Source organism: Rhizobium tibeticum (assembly GCF_900110205.1).
Classification (GTDB): Bacteria; Pseudomonadota; Alphaproteobacteria; order Rhizobiales; family Rhizobiaceae; genus Rhizobium; species Rhizobium tibeticum.
The window spans coordinates 82,810-104,316 of sequence record NZ_FOCV01000019.1 but is presented as its reverse complement, the minus strand read 5'-3'; the positions used below and the strand labels follow the sequence as shown (position 1 = coordinate 104,316).

The window sequence follows — 21,507 nt, the reverse complement described above, 5'->3', positions numbered from 1 at the left end:
ACGGTTGCTCGGTGCTTCATTCAGCAATTTGACGAAGCAATATGCTCAGCGGAGGATCCCGTCGAGCGCCGGCATTCCCATGATGGCGGAGGCTGCGATCAGCAGATAGCAGATCGTTCGGAACGTGCTCTCCTTGGCAAGCCCGAACAGCTTCGAGCCGACGTACAGGCCGATGGCGTAACTCGGCAGAATCACGATCGTCAGAGCGAAGACGGCTTGAACGAAGAGCCCACCGAAATAGTAACTGACGACGCTAAAGCAGGTCGAGATCGCGAAATAGAGAATGACGTTTGCTCGCACCCGCGCAAAATTGGTCTTGCCGCCGAGCCAATAGGCAACGACCGGCGGTCCACCAAGCTGGGCAGCGCCGCTGAAGAGGCCGGCAACGAGACCTGTCATGGAGGTAAGCGATGTTCGCGGTTCGCCATGGTACCGCCACCCGGAAACAAGCAATGCAAGCAGGCAAATGGCAATCGCCGTGATCGCCCAGCGCAACGTCAGCGGATCCACCAACGCCAGGGCTGCTGTACCGGCGGGCACCCCAAGTACCGCGCCCGCAGCCATGGTGAAGACTTCGCGGCGGTTGGCGCTGCGCCAGGCCGGCGGAATCATGCCGATCGTCGCAAGACCATCGATGACAAGCAGGACGGGCGAAATCAGCTTCGGACCGATGATTGCGCCGCCAAGCGGAATGAAGATCAGCGCAGCTCCAAATCCGGAGAAGCCGCGTGCCAGTCCCGCAATGAAGGCGATGGCGACGAGTGACAGAATGCCGTGATCCGGCAAGGCGGCGACAAACCACGCGCTCGTGTTCACCAGCAGCGTGTCAAGCGACACCGATCGGTTCCGGGACTACGAGGCGAGCATCAGGTCCATGTTCTGGACAGCGGCCCCCGAAGCACCCTTGCCAAGGTTGTCGAGCAGCGCAACAAGATTGATCTGCGACGCGCCTGGCGTGCCAAACACGAAGAGCTTCATCGTGTCCTTGCCAGCAAGCTCGACAGCATCGATGCGCGGGAGTTTGCGGCTTTCTTCCAGCGGCACAACCGTCACGATCTCCTGACCCGCATAGTGGGCCACAAGAGCAGCATGGATGCTTTCAAGCGTCGTGCCTTCCGCCAGATCATCGAGATGCAGTGGCACCTGAACGATCATGCCCTGCGGGAACTTGCCGACTGACGGGGAGAAGATCGGCGCGCGATCCAGCAGGCCGTGGATCTTCATCTCGGGGACGTGCTTGTGCGTCAGCGTCAGGCCGTAGAGGAAGTGCGGTGCGGCGATCGCATCGTCGCGGTTCTGGTCTTCGATCTGCGCAATCATCTGCTTGCCGCCGCCGGTATAGCCGGAGACTGCATTGACCGTGACCGGATAGCCGTCGGGCAGGATGCCGGCAGTGCGCAGCGGCCGAAGGAGGCCGATCGCACCGGTCGGGTAGCAGCCCGGATTGGCGACGAAGCGTGCCGACTTGATCTTGTCTGCCTGTTCCTTGTCCATTTCCGCAAAGCCGTAGGCCCAGGAGGGATTGACACGGAACGCCGTGGAGGTGTCGATCACCCGCACGTTGTTGTTGCCCGAGACCATCTGCACCGCTTCCTTCGAAGCGTCGTCAGGCAGGCAGAGGATGGCGATATCTGCGCCGTTCAGCATATCCTCGCGCATCGCGGCGTTGCGACGCTCAGCTTCCGGGATGGACAAAAGCTCGACATCGCGACGGCCGGCCATGCGCGTGCGGATCTGCAAGCCCGTCGTGCCGTGTTCGCCATCGATGAAGATCTTCGGTGCCATTGTCTTGCTCACACTTTCAATAGGTTAGAAAGAAGTCCGGAATCATTTTGCAAGAAGGATGAGTCAGCCGTGTGACGCGCTGGCGCGGCGCTCGGCATGCAGCCCCAGCATATACATTGCGACCGTCGCCCCCGCAATGGCGGTGATGTCAGCATGGTCGTAAGGCGGCGAGATCTCGACGACGTCGGCGCCCCTGATATCCAGCTGGTGCAGACGCTGCAGCACGGAGAGGATCTTGGCGCTCGAAGGACCGCCCGATACGGGGGTACCGGTGCCGGGCGCATAGGCGGGGTCGAGGCAATCGATATCGAAGGTTAAATAGGCTGGCGCGCCACGCGTATGCGAGATGATCGTCGAGGCGACGTCGCCGGCGCTCATCTCCTCAAGTTGATGACCATAGAGAATATGAATGCCGAAATCCTCGGGCGCATGGGTGCGGATGCCGATCTGGATAGAGCGATCTGGATCGATGATGCCATCGCGCACAGCCCTTGCCACGAATGAGCCGTGGTCGATCCGCCTGTTGTCGTCGAACCAGGTGTCCTGATGCGCGTCGAACTGGACGAGTGCCAGCGGCCCGTGTTTAGCGGCATGGGCCTTGAGGATGGGCCAGGTAACGAAATGGTCGCCGCCAAGGGTCAGCATGAAGGCGCCACTGTCGACAATGGTCTTGGACTGCCTTTCTATTGCATCCGGCGTCTCGTGGTGATTGCCGTAGTCGAGCAGGCAGTCGCCGTAGTCGATTACGGCCATCTCGGCAAAAAGATCGCGATTGAAAGGATACTGCGGGTCGTTGTCGAAGATCGCCGACGCACGCCGTATCGCCTGCGGCCCGAATCGCGTCCCAGGCCGATTGGAGGTCGCGGCATCGAAGGGAATACCCCAGACCACGGCGTCCACGCCGGTCAGGTCCTTGGTGAAACGGCGTCGCATGAACGACAGCGCGCCGGCAAAGGTCGGGTCGCTGGCTGCCGAGGTCAGGTTCGTTGCCGTAAAAGCATGATCGATCGACTTGTTGGCCAAGAAATGCTCCTCGAGGGTGTTTTGTCCGCTATGCCTATCAGAAACGAATCTCAAACCGAATGGGCAAAGCTGGTCGCTCGGCCAAGCCTGGATTAGCCCGGCAGCTTGTCCGCCAGCACGTCGGGAGTCCTCAGCTGCGGAGCCTCGGAAAGCAGCTCCTCTGCTCGGGCCATCAGCGCCGCGGCCACCTTGCCCTTCAAATGCGCCTGTCGGCCGGCCTCGTCATCGAAGGCATCGAAGATGGCGAATGTCCTCTGGTCATAGCGAACGGCAAACCATGTCACCGTGCCCGGTTCCTGCGCGACAAGAGCCTGGGCGCTTTTCAAGAACGTGGCCACTTCGTCTTCCTTGCCGGACCTTGCTTTCAGTTCTACATAGATTGCTTGCTTGGTCATTCCTGCCTCCCTTGGCCTGCGCGTGAAGCGCGTGGAATGCGGTAGAACTGGCAAGGGAACGTGGCCACTTCAAGCGCTCGCCAAAAGAAAAGGCCGGGCAAGAGCCCGGCCTTCGCAATTCCCTAGTCCAGTAGCGATTAACGCTTCGAGAACTGGAACGAACGGCGGGCCTTGGCCTTACCGTACTTCTTACGTTCAACAACGCGGCTGTCGCGGGTCAGGAAGCCGCCCTTCTTCAGGACCGCGCGCAGGCCCGGCTCGAAGTAGGTGAGGGCCTTGGAAAGACCGTGACGAACGGCACCGGCCTGGCCGGAAAGACCGCCGCCTGCAACCGTTGCAATGATGTCGAACTGGCCGTCACGGGCAGCAGCGACGATCGGCTGACGCAGAATCATCTGCAGAACCGGCCGCGCGAAGTATTCCGCGAATTCCTTGCCGTTGACGATGATCTTGCCGGAACCCGGCTTGAGCCAAACGCGGGCAACGGCGTTCTTGCGTTTGCCGGTCGCGTAGGAACGGCCAAGCGAATCGACCTTACGGACGTGAACCGGAGCAGTCGCTGCTTCGGACGTGCCGAGATCCTTCAGGGAGGAGAGGTCAGCCATTCTTAGGCGCTCCTTACATTCTTTTTGTTCAGCTTGGCCACGTCGAGAGCGACAGGCTGCTGGGCTTCATGAGGATGGTTGGAACCAGCGTAAACGCGGAGGTTCTTCATCTGGCGACGACCGAGCGGGCCACGCGGAACCATGCGCTCAACAGCCTTCTCGAGAACGCGCTCCGGGAAGCGACCTTCGATGATCTGGCGAGCGGTACGCTCCTTGATGCCGCCGGCAAAACCGGTGTGCCAGTAGTAAACCTTGTCGGAATACTTCTTGCCGGTGAAGACGACCTTGTCGGCGTTGATGACAATGACATTGTCGCCGTCGTCAACGTGAGGCGTGAAGGTAGCCTTGTGCTTGCCACGCAGACGCATAGCGATAACAGAAGCGAGACGACCAACGACAAGCCCTTCGGCGTCGATGATGACCCACTTCTTCTCCACCTCTGCAGGCTTCTGGGAGAAGGTTGCCATAGTTGTTACTCTCTTTTGATCCCTCGGCCCGAAGGCGAGAGGGCGTTTCTTGTTGCTTGGTTTGGCTGTCCGAAGACACACCAAAAAGAAAGCAGCCCGGAAAGGCTGCATTTCTGGCGGTGTGTATAGAGGCAAAGCGGACCGCGGTCAATATTCTCAGGTCGGCGACGGATAAAAATGTACGAGCAAAATCAGTAGTTTAGTTGTGTGGTATTTTGATACCTCATATTTCTCGCGGAGGAATGGAGTAAGTCGCGGTTGCATGGGCGATCAACTCATCTGCATTCTCCTGGAAAATTGATGCGTCGATGACGGCGAGGCGCTTACCAAGCTTGAGAACACGGCAGGTGCAGGTCGTTGGCCTCGGCTTCGGCAGGCGCAGGAAATTGATGCTGAGATTGGTGGTAACCGCCAGCGCGACCGGGCCGATATGCGCCAGGACTGCCGCATAGGCCGTCACGTCCGCCAAAGTGAAGAGGGCCGGGCCGGACACGGTGCCGCCGGGTCGCAAATGCCTCTCGCTCGGGTCGAGCCGCATCGAGACGCTGCCGGGTCCGATCTCGGTAATCGTGAGCGCGCGCCCATCCGTGTGGATCTGCGGAAAGTCCGTATCCAAAAAACGGTGGAGCTCGTCGATCGTCATGATCGGCTGCATGACTTTGCCTCGAAATTGCTTGTCGCCTGTGGCAGAACAATTAGCACGAAAAAGCAATGCAGGGAGTTAGACCATGGCCGAAGTCGTATCCTTTCGAAAGGACCCGAGCAAAGCCGGCGATGGCGCGCTCGTCATTCCGCAGTTGAGCGACGGCGTGCTGCGGCTGACGCTCAGCAATCCGCCCGCAAATGCACTGTCGATCGCCGTCATGGAGACCCTGATTGGTGAACTCCAAAGCGTCGCAGAAGACGCTGCTGTTCGCGTGGTCATCATCGCGTCGACGGGCAATGTCTTTTCCGCAGGTCACGATCTCAAGGAGTTGACCGCGCATCGCGCCGATGACGATGGAGGCGAGGCATTCTTCGAAGAAACCTTCGCATTGGCAGCTGATCTCATGCTGGAGATCACGCGCCTGCCGAAGCCTGTCATTGCCGAGATCGACGGCCTTGCAACCGCCGCCGGCTGCCAGTTGGTCGCTTCCTGCGACCTCGCGATCTGCACCGATACGGCGACCTTCTGCACGCCGGGCGTCAATATCGGCCTGTTCTGCTCGACACCGATGGTGGCGGTCTCGCGGGCAGCACATCGCAAGCAGGCGATGGAGATGCTGCTCACCGGCGAGACGATCGATGCCTCTACCGCCAAGGATTTCGGCCTCGTGAACCGCATCGTGCCGAAGCAGTATCTGACGCAGGTCGTCACCAAATATGCGGCCGTCATTGCAAGCAAATCGCCGCTGACGCTGAAGGTCGGCAAGGAGGCATTCTATCGCCAGCTCGAAATGCCGATCGAGGACGCTTACGGCTACGCCGCGCAAGTCATGGTCGACAATATGCTGACGGCCGATGCCGAAGAGGGAATCGGAGCCTTCCTTTCCAAGCGCATGCCGCAGTGGACGGGCGAATAGCTTAGCCGCGTTTCAGGATCAGCCCACCGAGCGCGATGATTGCGCCGGCGAGATAGCGCCAGGGACTCGCCCTTTCCTTCAGCACGATGACGGAAATCAGCAGGGCGAAGAGAATCGACGTCTCGCGCAGCGCTGCAACGGTTGCGACGGGCGCCTTGGTCATTGCCCAGAGCGCGAGGCCGTAGGACGCAATCGATCCGCCGCCACCGATCAGGCCACGCCACCAGTTGTAGCGGACATGCATTGCGACTGCGACGGCACCCCTGTTGGAAATCGCCCAGGCGAAGAGCAGCACGGGCGGCAGCAGCGACATCCACAGGGTATATGACACCGCATTGCCAGAGAGGCGGGCGCCGATGCCGTCCACATAGGTGTAGGTCGCAATGACACACGCATTGGCGAGCGCCAGCCTGATCGCGTGCCCGCTGCCTTTTCGTGCTTCGAAAGCCAGCGTCAGGATACCGGCGCAGATGGTGATCGTGCCGATGAGAGCGCCCGTCGACAGTTTCTCATTCAGAACGAAGCCGCTGGTGGCGGCAATCAGGAGCGGCGCGCACCCGCGCATCAACGGATAGACGAGGCCGATATCGCCTGCACGATAAGCGCCGGCAACAAGCTGGAAATACACGAACTGCAGCACGGCCGAAGCGCCGATGAAAAGCCACGCCGCCGAGTTCGGCAATGGCAGGAACATCAGGAAGGGAAGGGCGCAAACGGCGCCGCCCGCCGATATCAGGCTGGCATCCAGCGACTTGTCCGTGCCCGCCTTGATCATGGCGTTCCATGTCGCGTGCAGCAGAGCACCAAACAGGACGAGCAAAATGACGTGGAGCGGCAAAAGACCACCGAATGGTGTGAAAACAGCAACTGAGAATTGCTTGTTACGCCCCTGTCGGTAAAAAGCAATCCCGTTTGATGAAGCGAGGGAGGGCGCTTCGGTTCTCTTGTGTGTCAGACAACCGGAAGCTGCCTTTTCCCAGCCCGATAAAAAGAGGAACGTACACCAGAAGTGTTTATTTGGCGCTCACTTATTCAACTATGAGGCGTTGCTAACATACGCAAGAACATATGTGAACATACACAGGATATACATAGAACTCTGGCGTCGGATGCGGGTGTGTCGCCTCTAATTTTACAGGAGTGTGACAAAGCCATCACGAAATCCTTCGATCAACCCGATCTTCGTGGAGCGCGCACTTGTGCCAACAAGGCTCACGCATCGCGATTTAGTATAGCAAGAGCCGACTTTTACAGCGAGTAATAGGGGATGATAAACATCCCCTCGAGGTTGTCGATATTCTGGCAATTCAGGACACGGCACCTCGGATTGTCCTTTGTCGGGATGGTCGTCCATTCGGCGTATTTGTTGGCGTCGCAATAATTGCTGTTACGAATGTAGCGGCCGAACAGTGTCATGCCGGGCACCCGCTTCGATGGATACCGCAAAATCACGGCGCCTTCATTGTGGATCGCTGCGCGCGCTGCCTGGCAGCTTATCGTGAGCGAATTGTATCGCGAAATGGCAAGCGCCGGGGAGGCGACCATGACAAAGGCGACCACAACAACCAATTTTTTCATGGGACCATCCTCCGTCGGCGTCCTAATTCCTATATACGCGGAAACCACCTGCCGGTTTCAACGAAGCGCGAAATAAACGCGATTGTTCTTGGAGGCGAAGCCCTTGAATCACGATAAATATGAGGATGACTACATCCTCGATATTTTGCGTTCCGTGAAGACGATTGCCCTGACTGGCGCTTCGCCGAATCCCGCTCGGCCGAGCAATGGCGTGATGGGCTATCTGCTGTCACGGGGGTACAACGTCATCCCTGTGAATCCGGGCCAGGCAGGCAGGCAGATCCAGAGCCAAACGGTTTACGCCCGGCTCGCCGATGTGCCTGGACCCGTAGACATGGTCGAGGTCTTCCGGGCTTCGGAATATCTATCCGGTGTTGTCGATGAGGCATTGGCGATGAACCCGCAACCGAAGGTGATATGGGCGCAGCTTGGCGTGCGTGATCATGCGGCAGCCGCAAGAGCCGAGGCGGCCGGCATCAAGGTGGTCATGGATCGCTGCCCGGCCATCGAGTATCCACGCCTGATCGGCTGAAGGGTTGGATTTTTCAAATAACGTGCCTGGGTTGAAATGGAACGCGATTAACTTTTCGCGATCGTCGGCTATGCTCGCCGCCATTCGATCAAGCTGAATGGGAGGGCTTCATGGCCAATAACGGTCCGGGTTTCAATACGTTGGCAATCCATGCGGGGGCGCAGCCGGACCCCGCGACCGGCGCACGCGCGACGCCGATCTACCAGACGACGGCTTACGTCTTCAACGATTCGGATCATGCGGCCGCCCTTTTCGGTCTGCAGCAGTTCGGCAACATCTACACCCGTATCATGAACCCGACCCAGGCCGTGCTCGAAGAGCGCGTCGCGGCGCTCGAAGGCGGCACTGCGGCGCTCGCCGTTGCGTCCGGCCACGCGGCGCAGGTGATCGTCTTCCACACGCTCATGCGCCCGGGCGAGAACTTCGTTGCCGCGAAGCGGCTCTATGGCGGCTCGATCAACCAGTTCGGCCATGCCTTCAATAATTTTGGCTGGGAGGTTCGCTGGGGCGATTCCGCAGATCCGGCAAGCTTCGAAAGCCAGATCGATGACAAGACGCGTGCGATCTTCATCGAAAGCCTCGCCAATCCGGGCGGCACCTTCGTCGACATCGCAGCGATCGCCGCGGTGGCGCACAGGCATGGCCTGCCGCTGATCGTCGATAACACCATGGCCAGCCCCTATCTTATTCGGCCGATCGAACACGGTGCCGATATCGTCGTGCATTCGCTGACGAAATTTCTCGGCGGCCATGGCAATTCCATGGGCGGCATGATCGTCGACGGCGGGACCTTCGATTGGTCGAAGTCCGGTAACTACCCGATGCTCTCCGCCCCGCGGCCGGAGTATAATGGCGTGGTCTTGCACTCGACCTTCGGCAATTTCGCATTCGCCATCGCTTGCCGCGTACTCGGTCTGCGCGATCTCGGTCCGGCCATCTCGCCTTTCAATGCGTTCCTGATCCTGACGGGCATCGAGACATTGCCGCTGCGCATGCAGCGCCACAGCGACAACGCGATCGCTGTCGCAAAGTGGTTGAAGGCACACAGCAAGATCGCCTGGGTGAATTATTCCGGCCTCGACGACGATCCGAACCATGCGCTGCAGCAGCGCTACTCGCCGAAGGGCGCCGGCTCCGTGTTCACCTTCGGCGTCAAGGGCGGTTATGAGGCCGGCAAGACGCTGGTCGAGGGATTGGAGCTGTTCTCGCATCTCGCCAACATCGGCGATACCCGCTCGCTCGTGATCCATCCGGCGTCGACCACGCACCGCCAATTGACGGACGAGCAAAGGATCGCCGCCGGTGCTGGTCCCGATGTCGTTCGACTTTCGGTCGGCATCGAGGATGTAAAGGATATCATCGCCGATCTCGAGCAATCGCTGGCGAAAATATGATGTGGTTCGTCACATACCTTTGACACCTAAGTCAGTTCCTTTGACAACTTTTTTGAACAGGTTGTATTGAGTCGGCCGCCGCAAAACCCCTGAAAACAGGGCAGTTTCGGCGGCCGAACCATTAAAAAAGCAGCCTCCTAAAAAATTTTCTTGGTTGTGCTTGGAGGCGTTTTGTTAACTCCTAGCGACCAATCAGGCTCGGCCAGCCAGCCAAAAGGCGACCTGCGGAAACCCAATCCTGTCCGACGCCCGCGCCCCAATAGCCCCCAAAAGCAGCCGGAAAAATAGAAGAACTCGTTGCGCAGGAAGAATGGGGTGCCGAATCCCTGAGCACCCAGCCGTGCAGCCGCCATGTAAACTACATCGGTGCTTTATGGAGACCCCATCGCGTATTGTAGTAACAGACGCCAACCTGATGTCCCGCATTGCTTGCCATCAGGTCGGTCCGGCATCGGCAGGGTCCGTTCGGCGCGCGGGGTCGTATTAAAGAGAGCGGGAACGTCTTCCGAGCTATCCACTCAGGCGGTCATGAGGATATCATTCTGGACGCGCCAGGAATTGAAGACGCCGCCACAAGCGAACCGCGGCACGGGCCTGCGTACCGTGGGAGCCGGAAACCCGAGAGTTGAGTGGGTTGCTCTGGTGGTCATCTTTGCGCCACGAGCGATCATCAGGGCCGCCACTCAACGCGCAAAGCGTCCACTCCACCAACTTGCTGTTTTCGCTCTTTGCTGTGGTGGCAAGATTTTTGCGGAGAGGGACAGCAAACCTCCTGGCAATTGAACAGTTGCCAATCTCCGCGAAGATGGACTGTCCCGACGCATGCGCTATAGTCGTGCAGCGATAGAGGCGCCTCACTAAGAGGGATCGGGAGACGTCAGGGAGCATATGCCATCCAACTTCGTCGCCAAAGGTGCGAAGGCTTATGAAGCCAGCATGGGGCGCTGGAGCCAGCGGCTGGCCGCACCATTCCTCAATTTTTCCGGCGTGCCATCCCGCGGTCGCGTCCTCGACGCGGGATGTGGGACCGGCAGCCTGACCCTGGCCTTGGCGGCTTTCCCCGAGTTGGACGCCATCGAAGCCCTGGATTTCGAGGAAAACTTCGTGGCAGCCCTGCGCTCGCGCACGACCGATGTCAGGATAAGGGCACAACAGGGCGATGTTTGTGCCTTACCTTACGACAACCAGGAGTTCGATGGCGTCTATTCCCTGCTGGTGCTCCAATTTGTGTCCGATGCACATCGAGCGGTGCGGGAAATGCGGCGCGTTCTGCGCCCGGGTGCCATCGCCGCGGCTGCAGTTTGGTCTTACGGCGGCATGCCGAGTTGGCGCTTGTTTTGGGATACGGTCCTCGCACTCGAGCCGGAAGCAACCGGCAGAGGTGTGCCATCCGGCAGGCGGCCGCTGACAGCCGAAGGCGAATTACGTGAGGTTTTTGAGAGTGCCGGCTTCACGGGCGTTGCCGAAACGATGCTCACGATCCCTATGAACTATGCCAATTTCGAAGATTTCTGGCATCCGAAGGTTTACGGGCAAGGGACCTTCGCAGCCTTTTTTGACGCGTTGCCCACGGTGAGGCGCGATCGTCTTCGAGACGCGATGAGAGCAGCCTATCTTGGCGGCGATGGCGACGACGGTCCTCGTGGATTTTCGAGCGTTGCCTTTGCGGTCCGAGGCATGGCTTAACCTCATCGCGCCAAAGTGGACGAGTTCGCTGCGAGCGGCAGACCCGCTCAAATAGCGCTGCCATAACCTGCCGCGAGCCACGACTCGCTTGGTGTCAATTCGGTGTAGGTCGACTCAGGGCCGATAGCATAAAATCGCTTCCGGAAAGCGCCTCCATTGCGGACCTTCCCAGACGGCGGTTGATCACCGCGTTGGTCGCGTACAAACGCGAACAGTTTCGGTGGGGAAAATCCAAACTCAAACACGGCCAAGTGAAACCACTGTCGAACGCGACGATCAACCGGGGAGCGCTACGGCCGCTCAGCGCCCGAAAGCCGTCATCCAGCCCTATTCCCGGTGGTCTAGGGATCATGCGATCTTAGACCCCTTTCTCGCCCATGCGTGGTTCCCCTGGTGGTCCCTGAGCGATCAATCGTTGCTCTCGTCGCGTTACTGTCGGAGGGCTTTGGGCACACGTTTCACGAGCGCGGAAACATACTTCCTTTCGCGCGCGTCGCCGCCTCTCATCGCCACCTGCGCTATCTCACTGCTGGTCACTGGGCGGTCGCTAACGCGTAGCTCAGAAGGATCGCGTGTCAGCTCTCCGCATCCGAAGTTGACATCCAGGGGGCGACTGATGGCGATAAGGGTGCATTGCTTCGATTATCCGCTCACTATCCGGGCGGAACATGCGACTATGACTAGGGCGTGCCGGTCACTATCGCGAGCGAACACGTGAACATTGTCGCCAAGTACAACACCAAAGCGCGGCACTGTACTGTGGCGGGAGGAACCTGCGTCGGGGAAAATGCGCCAACACATCGTTTCTGGCAGCGGAGTTCGATCCGCTGCCAGAGATGTTTCAACCAGTGGCTGCCTATTTTGCCGGGGGCTTGTAGGTAGATGCGATTGTGCCCGCCTTCTCTTGCGCAGCCTTGAATTCCGCGCCCGTGTAGGCTCGCACGGTTTTGACATTCGATACGGCTCCCGATGCGCCGATGACGAGAAGTGCGGGGATCAGGTCAGCACCATCGTCGAATTCCGTGATTGCCATCCAGTCGGTTTCGCCGGTCGTGACGTAGAAAGAATGCAGTTTCCCGCCCGCTGCTTCCATGATGCCACGGGCCGCCTTTTCGCGGTTCGATGGATTGTCAAGCATTCCCTTCGCTGACGTGGCTGTATAGCACCCTGTTGTTACGAAAAGTGGCATAGGACATCCTCCCTCGATAATTCGGCAGATCGGGTGATCTGCCGAATACTCACTATCTCAAAAAACTTGGTGTTAGACGAGCGTCCGCTGCAGAGCGCTAGATTAGTCGCGCACAACTCGGCGACGCGCAGTGGCTGCGTAAACAAAAAATGGCACGAAGTGGTCGAGATCGACACTGCACTCGAGACCGCATCGGTTCTACTGAGCAAAGCCTTCAGGCTGAATCCGGTTGACGCTGATACACATTGGGCTCTCGGCACTGTCCACCTTTGGAAGGGGAGGCTGAGCGGGCCGCGGCCTGCTATGAGCGTGCTCGGGAACTGGCTCCGAACAACCGTGATCTCCTCGCGGAAGATGCCGTCAGGATGGGAGAAGTTGCCGTCCGGCTCAATCCAAGCCGCCCCGACTGGTGTTTTTGGGATATCGCCGCAGCCAAATCTCTTATTCGGAGGCGCTATCTCTCCTTGAGAAAATGGCGGAGCCTGGACCCGCATACCGTCTACTTGCAGCGACTTATGCCCAGCTCGGACGGTCGAAGGAGGCGCGCTTGGCCGCGGCCGAACTTTTGAAAGTAAATCCGGACTTCTCGATCGGACGCTACAGCGCCCGTGCTCCATATCTCGATAAGAGACTCATGGCGAAATACATCGAAGGTCTGCGACTAGCGGGTTTGCCGGAGTAGTCGACAAAGACATAGAGCAGATAATGTTGAGGGAGGCGAGATATTGGCGTTTCTCCGCTCGTTGCCCGGCCTGCAAGCTGCGAGCAATCCTTGGAGACCAGCATAGCGACGATCCACATATGGATTTGGACGGGTCGATGCAATTTCGCATTACTCAAACCCAACGCAGGAGTATGATGTCGTTGTTGTGTTGAGCTTCGGTGAGGGCCCTCGGGATGCCAACCGCAACGATGCTTGTCCTCGACGCTGCCGCGGCCACAGATATGTTCTCCGACAGCAGCATCCTTTACGCTCATGACGCGGCGACCGCCAGCCTGCTGCAAAGCATCTGATGCGGGAGGCGACTGTGAAATGCTCCCACCCAGCCGGACAGCGAGGGGGCGTTCCGGCTTTCAGGTTCTCATCTACCCCGGCGACCAGCCGGCTTCAACGGTGCCGTAGGGCAAGGCAGCCTGTTTAAGCGCCATCTGTCTTTCGACGAAATCGCCAGACAACGCTGTCTTCTTGTCCTCCCCGCTTTTTGAGCCACTCGAGCACAAGTTTCGATCCAGCCGAGAAGCGCATCACTAAATTTGCCGCGGTGAGCATGTTCTTCTGGTTGCAAAGTTGAACATAGGTATGCTGCGATCACCTCGCAGCCGAACAACGGTATGCTGCGAATGTGCTGGACGTATTTTGCGACTGGATACAAATTGCTAACGATTTCAAGCGACCGCATGCAACGATTTGCTGCTAAGGACATATGAAAACGATATGGCAAACTACCTGACCTTTGACACCAATGGCGTCGAACCGGAGCTCGGCGCCCCGGATGCCGACCGTGTGCTGGCAGGCGAACCGCAGTTCAAGACCTGGAATCTCGAGGAGGCCGATGGCGGCCTCTACTCCGGCATATGGGAAGCATCCCCCGGCAAGTGGCGCATCATCTATGACGAGTGGGAATATTTCAGTGTGCTCTCGGGCTACTCCATCGTGACGGAGGATGGCGGCGATGCCGTGCATCTTCAGGCGGGTGATCGAATGATCCTCAAGCCAGGCTTCAAGGGAACCTGGGAAGTGGTTGAAACTACGCGCAAAGACTACGTCATCCGGCTCTGATTTCAGCGCAGCAACAGGCTGAGGCAAGGTGCCCAAGGATGGTCAGTTGACGCGTTTCCGTCTTGTCCTTTCGAAAGGCTGGATAGGACCTAACTCCTTTCGGAAGACGACGCGAAATCGCTACGGACGATGCCGTGGCGCTGGAGCTTGTCGTAGAACGTCTTCCTGGGGATGCCGAGGTCCGCGATGGTACGACGTACGTCGCCGTCGTTAGCGTTCAGAGCTTCGCGAATGATGTGAGCCTCATACCGTTCGAGCCGGTCAGGCAGGGACAGGGCTTCATCCGCCCCCGGTGCTGCTGCCGGAATACGGTCGAAGACGTGCCCGACACCCAGCACAAACCGCTCGGCAAAATGTGACAGTTCGCGCACGTTGCCCGGCCAGTCGTGTTCCCGCAGGTGACGGTGAATCGACGAGGGGATCGTGGGCACGTCCCGCTTGAAGCGGCTCGCGGCGCGCTCGGCGAAGTAGCCGAAAAGAAGTGGAATGTCGTCTCGGCGCTCCTTGAGCGGCGGAATGGAGATCGTCACGACGTTAAGCCGGTAATAGAGATCCTCGCGAAAGTCGCCGCGCTGGCGGGGATCGCCGAGGTCGATCTTGGAGGCTGCGACAACGCGCAGGTCCACGGGTCGGACCTCGTTGGTGCCGAGCGGCGTGACCTCGCGCATTTCGAGCACGCGCAGCATCTGCACCTGCGTTGCCGGCGGCATGCTCTCAATCTCGTCGAGAAAGAGCGTTCCGCCGCTTGCATGTTCAATACGGCCGATGCGTTTCTTCTGCGCGCCGGTGAAAGCGCCCGGCTCGTGTCCGAACAGCTCGCTTTCAACCACACTTTCCGGCAGCGCCCCGCAGTTGAGCGCGACGAAATTCCCGGATGCGCGCCGGCTCCAGCGGTGGAGCAGGCTTGCCACCACCTCCTTGCCACTGCCGGTTTCTCCCATCAGGAGAACGTCGACATCGGTATCGGCAATCTGCCGCAAGGTGTGGCGCAGCCGTTCCATGGCCGGTGTCTGGCCGATCAGCGGCAGGTCGTCACGCGCCTGTTCGGTCGCTTTCCGCAAAGATCTGTTCTCCATGACCAGACGACGCTTTTCAGCAGCGCGCCGAACGCTTTGGATAAGCCGGTCCGTCGCGAAGGGTTTCGTGATGAAGTCGTAGACGCCATCCTGCATGGCTTTCACCGCCATCGGAATGTCGCCGTGGCCGGTGACCAGGATGACCGGCAGGTCCTCGTCGTGCTGTCGCACGCGGTCGAAGAGTTGCAAGCCATCGATTTGCGGCATCCGGATATCGGAAACGAGAACGCCTGCGAAATCCGGGTTCAATGCCGCCAGCGCTTCGCCAGCGTCGGAAAAGGCGGAAACGGAAAAGCCGGCGAGTTCAAGCGTCTGCTTGGTTGCCCGCAACAGGTCCCTGTCGTCATCGACGAGGAAAATCGGCGTTACATCGCTCATTCCATGGCCTTCCGCAAATGCACCGTGAAGCAGGTCCCGTTTTCACCGCTCGTCACGTCGATGCGGCCCCCGTAGTCAGCCACGATGTCCTTGGAAATGACGAGGCCGAGACCTAGGCCTCGTTCCTTGGATGTGTTGAATGGCGTGAAAAGCGACTTCAGGATGGCAGACGAAATGCCCGGGCCGTTGTCGGCAACGTCAATTGCAACCTCATCATGCGTCTCGGTCACAGAGACGTCGACCTTCGCGTCGGTGCGCCCATCGAGGGCTTCCAAGGCGTTCTGGAAGAGGTTGATCAGAATCTGCTCAAGCCGGATCCGGTTGCCGAGCACACATAACCCTGCGGGCGGCGGCCGAATATCGAGCGCTTCCAGCTGGCCGGCAAATCGACTTTTCAGCAGGACGACAGCCCCATCAATGACGCTGCGCAATTCCACGGGCTCCGGCGCCACTCGGCCCTTACGCGCGAATGCCTTCAATTCTTCGGTAATCGCGCCGATCCTTTCGGTGAGGCCGGCGATCGCCTCGAGGTTTTCGTCGACCGGATTGGTTTGCTTGCGCTCCAGAAAGACGCGGGCATTGTCTGCGTAGGCACGTATGGTCGCGACCGGTTGATTGATCTCATGCGCAACGCCTGCGGCCACTTGGCCGAGGATTGCGAGCCGGTTTGCCTGCACTAGCTCCTGCTGGACGATCTGCAACCTAGCTTCCGTTTCCCGATGGTCGGAGATCTCGGCCTGCAGACTGTCGCGTGCCCGGCTGAGATCGTCTGTTCGCTCAACCACCCGCCGCTCCAGTTCTTCGCGCATGGCCTGTTCTTCCGCGATCTTCGTCGCAGCCGCCTGGCGTCTCCAAAGAATTAGCGCTGCGATGGCGAGAAGGGGCAGAAGCACGGCCAGGGACATCAGCCGAATTTCACGAACCGAGGCCGCGACCGGCGCGTCGGTGGGCACGAGGTATTCGAGATGCCATGGGGTGGTGGGGACTGGTGTCGCGAGGCGCAGATACTGACCCTCGCCACCACCGGGAAGAACAGCGAAAACAAGCGATGCTTCGGCGTCGATGGGCTGTGGGCGCATGATTGGCAATGTCGCCAGCGGCGCATCGCCGAACTGAAGGCTGTCGCGTATGGCAGCAAGGTCGGCCGCCGGCACAGGCCTGTTCATCATAAAGCGCCAGGAGGGAATGCTGGTGATCAGAACGACGCCGCGATCATCCGTGACATAAACCGGGCGATGCGTGTCGCGCCAGTCACTCTCAAGCCGGTCGAACTCAAGCTTCACGACGACCACGCCAAGCGGCGCAGCAGCACTGCCCACACGTCGGGAAATGTAGAGGCCAGGGCGCTTGCTGACACTGCCCAGGGCAAAATGCTCGGCGGTTCCTTCTTCCATCGCCTTTCGGAAGTAGTCGCGGAAGGTGTAGTCGTTGCCGACGAAACTGATCGGTTCCCGCCAATTGCTCGAGGATACGGCGATACCATTGGGGCCGATGACGTAGAGCACAGCGGCCTGTGTTCCCGTGACCAGTCGCTCAAGCTTCCGGTTCAATATGTCGATCGCATCGTTGCCTTTGGAGGAGAGGCCATCGAGAACCTGTTGGTCTTCCGCAAGAAGCAGCGGTAGCGCGCGAGGTCTCTCCAGGACTGCGTTGAGGAGTGCGACCTTGAGGTTGGCGTCGGTTCGGCTTTGACCCTCAATCGCGGCAATGGCGGAGCGTCGCCCATAAACATCAGCACCAAACAGAGCGGCAAGGATGAGCGCGGCTGAAACGGAGGCAAACAGAATCCACACCCGCCGTGCCCGACGGCGGACACGGTCGAAAGAGCCCAAGCCTGACATCGATGACGACTGAAGCATCATGCAATGTGTGCGTAATTTCGCACTGAGGTCAAATCAATTTGTGCGAAAATGCGCGCACGTCTTCGATCCTATCAACGGTCTCCGAGAAAAAATTATTATAAATCAATAATGTAAAGCTGCTGTCTATGAGTTGGCACGCATGTTGCAAAACCTCTGCAAACAGCCGTGTGGGCTGTTGACTTGGTAACGCAATCGCCCCGGGAGGCCACGTTGGTTTTGGGGCACATGGAGGACATCATGGGTGCAGCACTTCCAGTCGCGCAGCCGCGCGGCAAGGTTCCCTTCTATCGGCTTCTCTACGTGCAGGTTCTTGCCGCCATCTGTGCTGGTATCCTGCTCGGCCATTTCTATCCCGACATAGGCACCGCTCTGAAGCCACTCGGCGATGCCTTCATCAAGCTCGTCAAGATGATCATCGCCCCCGTCATCTTCTTGACGGTCGCGACCGGCATCGCCGGCATGTCCGATCTGCAGAAGGTTGGGCGCGTTGCTGGCAAGGCCATGCTTTACTTCCTCGTCTTTTCGACGCTGGCCCTGGCGGTCGGTCTGCTGGTCGCCAACGTCATACAGCCCGGCGCCGGCATGCATATCGATCCGGCAACGCTGGATGCCAAGGCCGTGGCAAGCTACGCGGCGAAGGCTCATGACACGACTGTCACGGGTTTCCTGACGAACATCATTCCGAACACGATCGTTGGTGCCTTTGCCGACGGCGACATTCTTCAGGTGCTGTTCTTCTCGGTCCTCTTCGGCATCGCGCTCGCCATGGTCGGCGATCGCGGCCGTCCGGTCGTCGATTTTCTGCAGGCCCTGACGGCACCAATCTTCAAGCTGGTCGCGGTCCTGATGAAGGCTGCTCCGATCGGCGCTTTTGGTGCCATGGCCTTCACGATCGGCAAATACGGCATCGGCTCTATTGCAAATCTGGCAATGCTGATCGGGACCTTCTACCTGACGTCGCTGCTCTTCGTCCTGGTCGTTCTCGGTGCTGTTGCCCGGTACAACGGATTCTCGATCCTGGCTCTGATCCGCTACATCAAGGAGGAGTTGCTGCTGGTACTCGGCACGTCCTCTTCGGAAGCGGCACTTCCCGGTCTCATGGCAAAGATGGAACAGGCAGGCTGCAAGCGCTCTGTCGTCGGTCTCGTCATTCCGACGGGCTATTCCTTCAACCTCGACGGCACGAACATCTATATGACGCTCGCGGCCCTCTTCATCGCTCAGGCGACGGACACGCCGCTGACCCTGGCAGATCAGATCTTGCTTCTGCTGGTTGCGATGCTGAGCTCGAAGGGCGCTGCCGGCATCACCGGCGCCGGCTTCATCACGCTTGCCGCGACGCTCTCCGTGGTACCCTCGGTTCCTGTTGCCGGCATGGCGCTGATCCTCGGCATCGACCGCTTCATGTCGGAATGCCGCGCGCTGACGAATTTTGTCGGCAACGCCGTTGCGACGGTCGTTGTCGCCCGCTGGGAAAATGAGCTTGACCAGACGAAGTTTGCTGCTGCCATGGCCGGCAAGCTGCCGCCGGAACCGGTAGACGGCGTACCGGCTCTGCAGGCTGCGGAATAGCGCGCATTTGCCATAAGGCGCCAGAAAGCAACGATAAAGCCCGCGCTCTCTCCGGAGCGCGGGTTCTTTTATCGGTGGCCTACCAGGCGAGATCCAGGCGATCCAGCCCGTGGAAGTGGTAGACGTCCTTCACCATCGGTGTATGGGCGAGCCTGAGCCCTGGCAGCCGCTCGAACAGAATTGGCAGGACGACGTTCAGTTCCAGTCTTGCCAGCGGCGCCCCGATGCAGAAATGGATGCCCGCGCCAAAGGAGAGGTTGGGAGCCTCGTTCCGGTCAGGCTTGAACGTTAGGGGATCGCTGTATTTCGCCGGGTCGAGATTGGCCGCGGCCAGAATGAGGCTCACCTTGTCGCCTCGCTTGAACGAAATGCCGTCGATTTCGACAGGTTCCAGCGCCCAACGCTGGAAGATGTGAACCGGCGCGCAGATACGCAAGCACTCTTCCACCGTTCGTTCGGTCGTCGCCTCGTCCTTGAAGAGAGCGGCCGGATCGCGCCCGCTTTCCAAGATGATGCGGGCCGAGTTTCCGATTTGGTGGACCGTCGCCTCGTGGCCGGCATTGAGCAGCACGATCGTCGTCGAGACAAGTTCGTCCTCGGTCAGGTACTGGCCCTTGTGCTCCGTGTGGATCATGTGCGTCAGCAGGTCGTCCAGCGGATTGGCGCGGCGTTGCGCGATGACCGTCTTTACATAATCCGAGAACTCCTTCGCGGCCCGTTCGGCGCCATCCTCGTCCTCGCGGTTGCGGCCGAAGAGATACATGCGGATATAGGCGTGCGACCACTTCAGGAGCTGCGGTCCCATTTCCTCCGGAATGCCGATCATACGGGCGATCATCGTCACCGGGATAACATCGGCAAATGCCGAAAGCAGCTCGACTTGGTTGTTTTTCTCGAAGCTGTCGATGAGTTTGTTGGCGAGCTCGGCAAGCTCCGGCTTCATCCTCTCGACGTGGCGAGAGACAAAAGCGCGGTTGACGAGCGTTCGAAGACGGGTGTGCTCGGGTGGCTCCAGCTCAAGCAAGGAGTATCGTTCGGCGAGATCGAAATTCGCCACGTGCTGATCCGGCTCGGGAAGGCCAAGCTCCTCGCGCGTGGCGATATGCAGGATCTGGCGGCCGAAGCGACGGTCCCGAAGCAGGCTGTTGACATGGTCGTAGCCGGTGAAAAACCATTGCTTCTGCTGCTCCCAGTAGAATGTGGGGCAGTGTGCGTGCAAAGCGACGTAAACGGCGTTCGGATCGCGGTAGAAAGCCGGATTGCTTGCGTCGAGGGAGACGTGACGCGTGGCAGGATCGATGGAAAGAAAAGGTGGGATCATCATGCCTCGAGGCTTAGCGGATTTGCCAAGCCTCGAAAAGATGGGTTCAACCTCAAGACAGTGAGCCGACGCGACGAAGCGCGTGAATCTGGTCGTCGAGTGTGGGGACGAGTTCGCCACTTGTTTGATCTGGTTCCGGAGGCGGCGGTGCCGCAGCTTCGGCTTCACCGAAGATGACGGTGCAGTTGCGGCCGGCGGCCTTGGCGGCATACAGCGCGCGATCGGCCGCCGAAACCAGCTTGTCCCTGTTGGCCTCAATCGCAGAGGCAAGAGCGACGCCGGTGCTGACCGTTGCTGGAATGATAGCATCACCGGTGCTCACCGGGATCCGGCAGAATTCGGCGCGGATCGATTCTGCGAGCGCTTCCGCCTCGGTCTGGTCGGCCGCCGTCGCGAAGGCAGCAAACTCCTCGCCGCCCATGCGGCCGAAGGCACCGGCAGGAACAAACTGTCGGGCCATGCGCGCGAAGACAGTCAGTACGATGTCGCCAGCCTGATGGCCGAACCGATCGTTGACGCGTTTGAAATGATCGAGGTCGAAGAGCAGCACGGCGACCTGGCGGTTGTTTTGGAATGCGCTCTCCTGAATGGCATCGAACCGGCCGAAAAGACCGCGTCGGTTCAAGACACCCGTCAGTGAATCGGTCAGGCTGAGCATGCGAAGGTGCTTCTCCGAGCGTTCCATGATGACAAGGCAGGTGAGGGCGCACGCCAAAGTCAGCAGGAAGCCTGTCGCCATAGCGGCGGCGCCCGCAAAATTGGCGGCTTCCGCCTCGGTGGGGCCGATGACCGCCATTGCCATCGCCGTGCCGAAGCACAGGAGACTCTGGATTACAAAGATAGCGCCCAGTTTGCTTCTCGAGCCCTCGTTGCGCCAGGCGGCCGTGCATACAGCCATTGCTAGCGCCGTCGCGCCGGTGGCTGAGGCCAGGTTGTAGAGAATGACGCGATTGGTGTAGTCGTCGTTGACCCACGGCAGGAAGACGCCTGCGAGCCATACGAGTGGGGGCAGCAGCGCCCACCATTCGACCTTGCGACGGTCAAGCGCCAGATATCCGACAACCCACGCGCTCTGCCCGCATAGCGCGATCGCGTTGCCGATTTCGATGGAGAGAATGTCGGATATCTGCCCGCGCAGGGCCACCATTGCAAAACCCACGCCGCTAAGAAGAAAACCCATTCCCCAATAGAAATAGGTCTTGTTTCGGACATTGTGGCGCCAGGCCATGAACGCTACCAGCGCGAGCGTCATGGCTTCCGAGCACCAAATGGCTAATCCAGTCGTAATATTGAACACGGCAA

Annotated in this window: 20 protein-coding genes; 6 read left to right on the top strand and 14 right to left on the bottom strand. The window is 59.4% G+C overall.

All coding sequences use genetic code 11. The annotated features are described in order from the left end of the window. Window positions 1–45: 45 nt before the first annotated feature. The 7 genes from BSG20_RS20615 to BSG20_RS20585 all read right to left on the bottom strand — a co-directional run bounded on the left by BSG20_RS20615 (window position 46) and on the right by BSG20_RS20585 (window position 4,930). On the bottom strand, window positions 46–837 hold the full coding sequence (locus BSG20_RS20615; RefSeq protein ID WP_072377845.1) for a sulfite exporter TauE/SafE family protein: 792 nt from the start codon (window positions 835–837) through the stop codon (window positions 46–48). Window positions 838–852: 15 nt separating this feature from the next. Then, on the bottom strand, window positions 853–1,785 hold the full coding sequence (argC, locus tag BSG20_RS20610) for an N-acetyl-gamma-glutamyl-phosphate reductase (protein ID WP_072377847.1): 933 nt from the start codon (window positions 1,783–1,785) through the stop codon (window positions 853–855). Between the two features lie 63 nt (window positions 1,786–1,848). Then, window positions 1,849–2,808, bottom strand: a complete 960-nt coding sequence (gene speB / locus BSG20_RS20605; RefSeq protein ID WP_072377849.1) for an agmatinase — start codon at window positions 2,806–2,808, stop codon at window positions 1,849–1,851. Between the two features lie 92 nt (window positions 2,809–2,900). Then, window positions 2,901–3,203, bottom strand: coding sequence for a putative quinol monooxygenase (locus BSG20_RS20600; RefSeq protein ID WP_072377851.1), 303 nt, complete (start codon window positions 3,201–3,203; stop codon window positions 2,901–2,903). A gap of 137 nt (window positions 3,204–3,340) precedes the next feature. Beyond that, window positions 3,341–3,808: a 30S ribosomal protein S9 gene (gene rpsI, locus BSG20_RS20595; protein ID WP_072377853.1), complete on the bottom strand. Its 468-nt coding sequence runs from the start codon at window positions 3,806–3,808 to the stop codon at window positions 3,341–3,343. Window positions 3,809–3,810: 2 nt separating this feature from the next. Further along, window positions 3,811–4,275 carry a 50S ribosomal protein L13 gene (gene rplM, locus BSG20_RS20590; RefSeq protein WP_024314747.1) on the bottom strand — a complete coding sequence of 155 codons (465 nt, stop codon included), beginning with the start codon at window positions 4,273–4,275 and terminating at the stop codon, window positions 3,811–3,813. A 223-nt stretch (window positions 4,276–4,498) separates the two neighbouring features. Then, window positions 4,499–4,930 carry a PaaI family thioesterase gene (locus BSG20_RS20585; protein ID WP_072377855.1) on the bottom strand — a complete coding sequence of 144 codons (432 nt, stop codon included), beginning with the start codon at window positions 4,928–4,930 and terminating at the stop codon, window positions 4,499–4,501. Window positions 4,931–5,003: 73 nt separating this feature from the next. Here BSG20_RS20585 and BSG20_RS20580 point away from each other — a divergent pair, with 73 nt between their 5' ends. Beyond that, window positions 5,004–5,837 (top strand): enoyl-CoA hydratase, encoded by an 834-nt coding sequence (locus tag BSG20_RS20580; RefSeq protein ID WP_072377857.1) that lies wholly within the window; start codon window positions 5,004–5,006, stop codon window positions 5,835–5,837. Between the two features lies 1 nt (window position 5,838). Here BSG20_RS20580 and BSG20_RS20575 read toward each other — a convergent pair whose 3' ends face one another. Both BSG20_RS20575 and BSG20_RS20570 read right to left on the bottom strand, forming a co-directional pair. After that, complete coding sequence (locus BSG20_RS20575) at window positions 5,839–6,675, bottom strand: DMT family transporter (RefSeq protein ID WP_072377859.1); 837 nt, start codon at window positions 6,673–6,675, stop codon at window positions 5,839–5,841. A gap of 410 nt (window positions 6,676–7,085) precedes the next feature. Beyond that, window positions 7,086–7,415: a hypothetical protein gene (locus tag BSG20_RS20570; RefSeq protein WP_072377861.1), complete on the bottom strand. Its 330-nt coding sequence runs from the start codon at window positions 7,413–7,415 to the stop codon at window positions 7,086–7,088. Between the two features lie 103 nt (window positions 7,416–7,518). Between BSG20_RS20570 and BSG20_RS20565 the strand changes: the two genes are divergently transcribed. The 3 genes from BSG20_RS20565 (at window position 7,519) to BSG20_RS20555 (ending at window position 11,027) form a co-directional block, all read left to right on the top strand. Continuing rightward, entirely contained in the window at window positions 7,519–7,947 is a 429-nt protein-coding gene (locus BSG20_RS20565) for a CoA-binding protein (RefSeq protein ID WP_072377872.1), read from the top strand. Between the two features lie 110 nt (window positions 7,948–8,057). Then, on the top strand, window positions 8,058–9,341 hold the full coding sequence (locus BSG20_RS20560) for an O-acetylhomoserine aminocarboxypropyltransferase (protein WP_072377864.1): 1,284 nt from the start codon (window positions 8,058–8,060) through the stop codon (window positions 9,339–9,341). 888 nt (window positions 9,342–10,229) lie between these two features. Beyond that, on the top strand, window positions 10,230–11,027 hold the full coding sequence (locus tag BSG20_RS20555; RefSeq protein ID WP_093041309.1) for a class I SAM-dependent methyltransferase: 798 nt from the start codon (window positions 10,230–10,232) through the stop codon (window positions 11,025–11,027). 856 nt (window positions 11,028–11,883) lie between these two features. Here the strand turns inward: BSG20_RS20555 and BSG20_RS20550 are convergent. Further along, window positions 11,884–12,165, bottom strand: a complete 282-nt coding sequence (locus BSG20_RS20550) for a GYD domain-containing protein (protein ID WP_244551814.1) — start codon at window positions 12,163–12,165, stop codon at window positions 11,884–11,886. Between the two features lie 1,486 nt (window positions 12,166–13,651). On the opposite strand from BSG20_RS20550, the gene BSG20_RS20540 reads away from it, so the two are divergent. Then, complete coding sequence (locus tag BSG20_RS20540) at window positions 13,652–13,996, top strand: cupin domain-containing protein (RefSeq protein WP_072377876.1); 345 nt, start codon at window positions 13,652–13,654, stop codon at window positions 13,994–13,996. Between the two features lie 89 nt (window positions 13,997–14,085). On the opposite strand, the gene BSG20_RS20535 is transcribed toward BSG20_RS20540, so the two are convergent. Both BSG20_RS20535 and BSG20_RS20530 read right to left on the bottom strand, forming a co-directional pair. Beyond that, window positions 14,086–15,450, bottom strand: a complete 1,365-nt coding sequence (locus BSG20_RS20535; protein ID WP_072377879.1) for a sigma-54-dependent transcriptional regulator — start codon at window positions 15,448–15,450, stop codon at window positions 14,086–14,088. Beyond that, complete coding sequence (locus BSG20_RS20530; RefSeq protein WP_420884121.1) at window positions 15,447–17,312, bottom strand: sensor histidine kinase; 1,866 nt, start codon at window positions 17,310–17,312, stop codon at window positions 15,447–15,449. Before BSG20_RS20530 ends, BSG20_RS20535 begins: the two co-directional genes overlap by 4 nt. A 237-nt stretch (window positions 17,313–17,549) precedes the next feature. Between BSG20_RS20530 and BSG20_RS20525 the strand changes: the two genes are divergently transcribed. Further along, window positions 17,550–18,884, top strand: coding sequence for a dicarboxylate/amino acid:cation symporter (locus BSG20_RS20525; RefSeq protein WP_177309865.1), 1,335 nt, complete (start codon window positions 17,550–17,552; stop codon window positions 18,882–18,884). 79 nt (window positions 18,885–18,963) lie between these two features. Here the strand turns inward: BSG20_RS20525 and BSG20_RS20520 are convergent, their stop codons facing one another. Next, a complete protein-coding gene (locus tag BSG20_RS20520) occupies window positions 18,964–20,208 on the bottom strand; it encodes a cytochrome P450 (RefSeq protein WP_072377883.1) in 1,245 nt (414 codons plus the stop codon). Between the two features lie 49 nt (window positions 20,209–20,257). Continuing rightward, complete coding sequence (locus BSG20_RS20515; protein ID WP_072377885.1) at window positions 20,258–21,457, bottom strand: GGDEF domain-containing protein; 1,200 nt, start codon at window positions 21,455–21,457, stop codon at window positions 20,258–20,260. Between the last annotated feature and the right edge of the window lie 50 nt (window positions 21,458–21,507).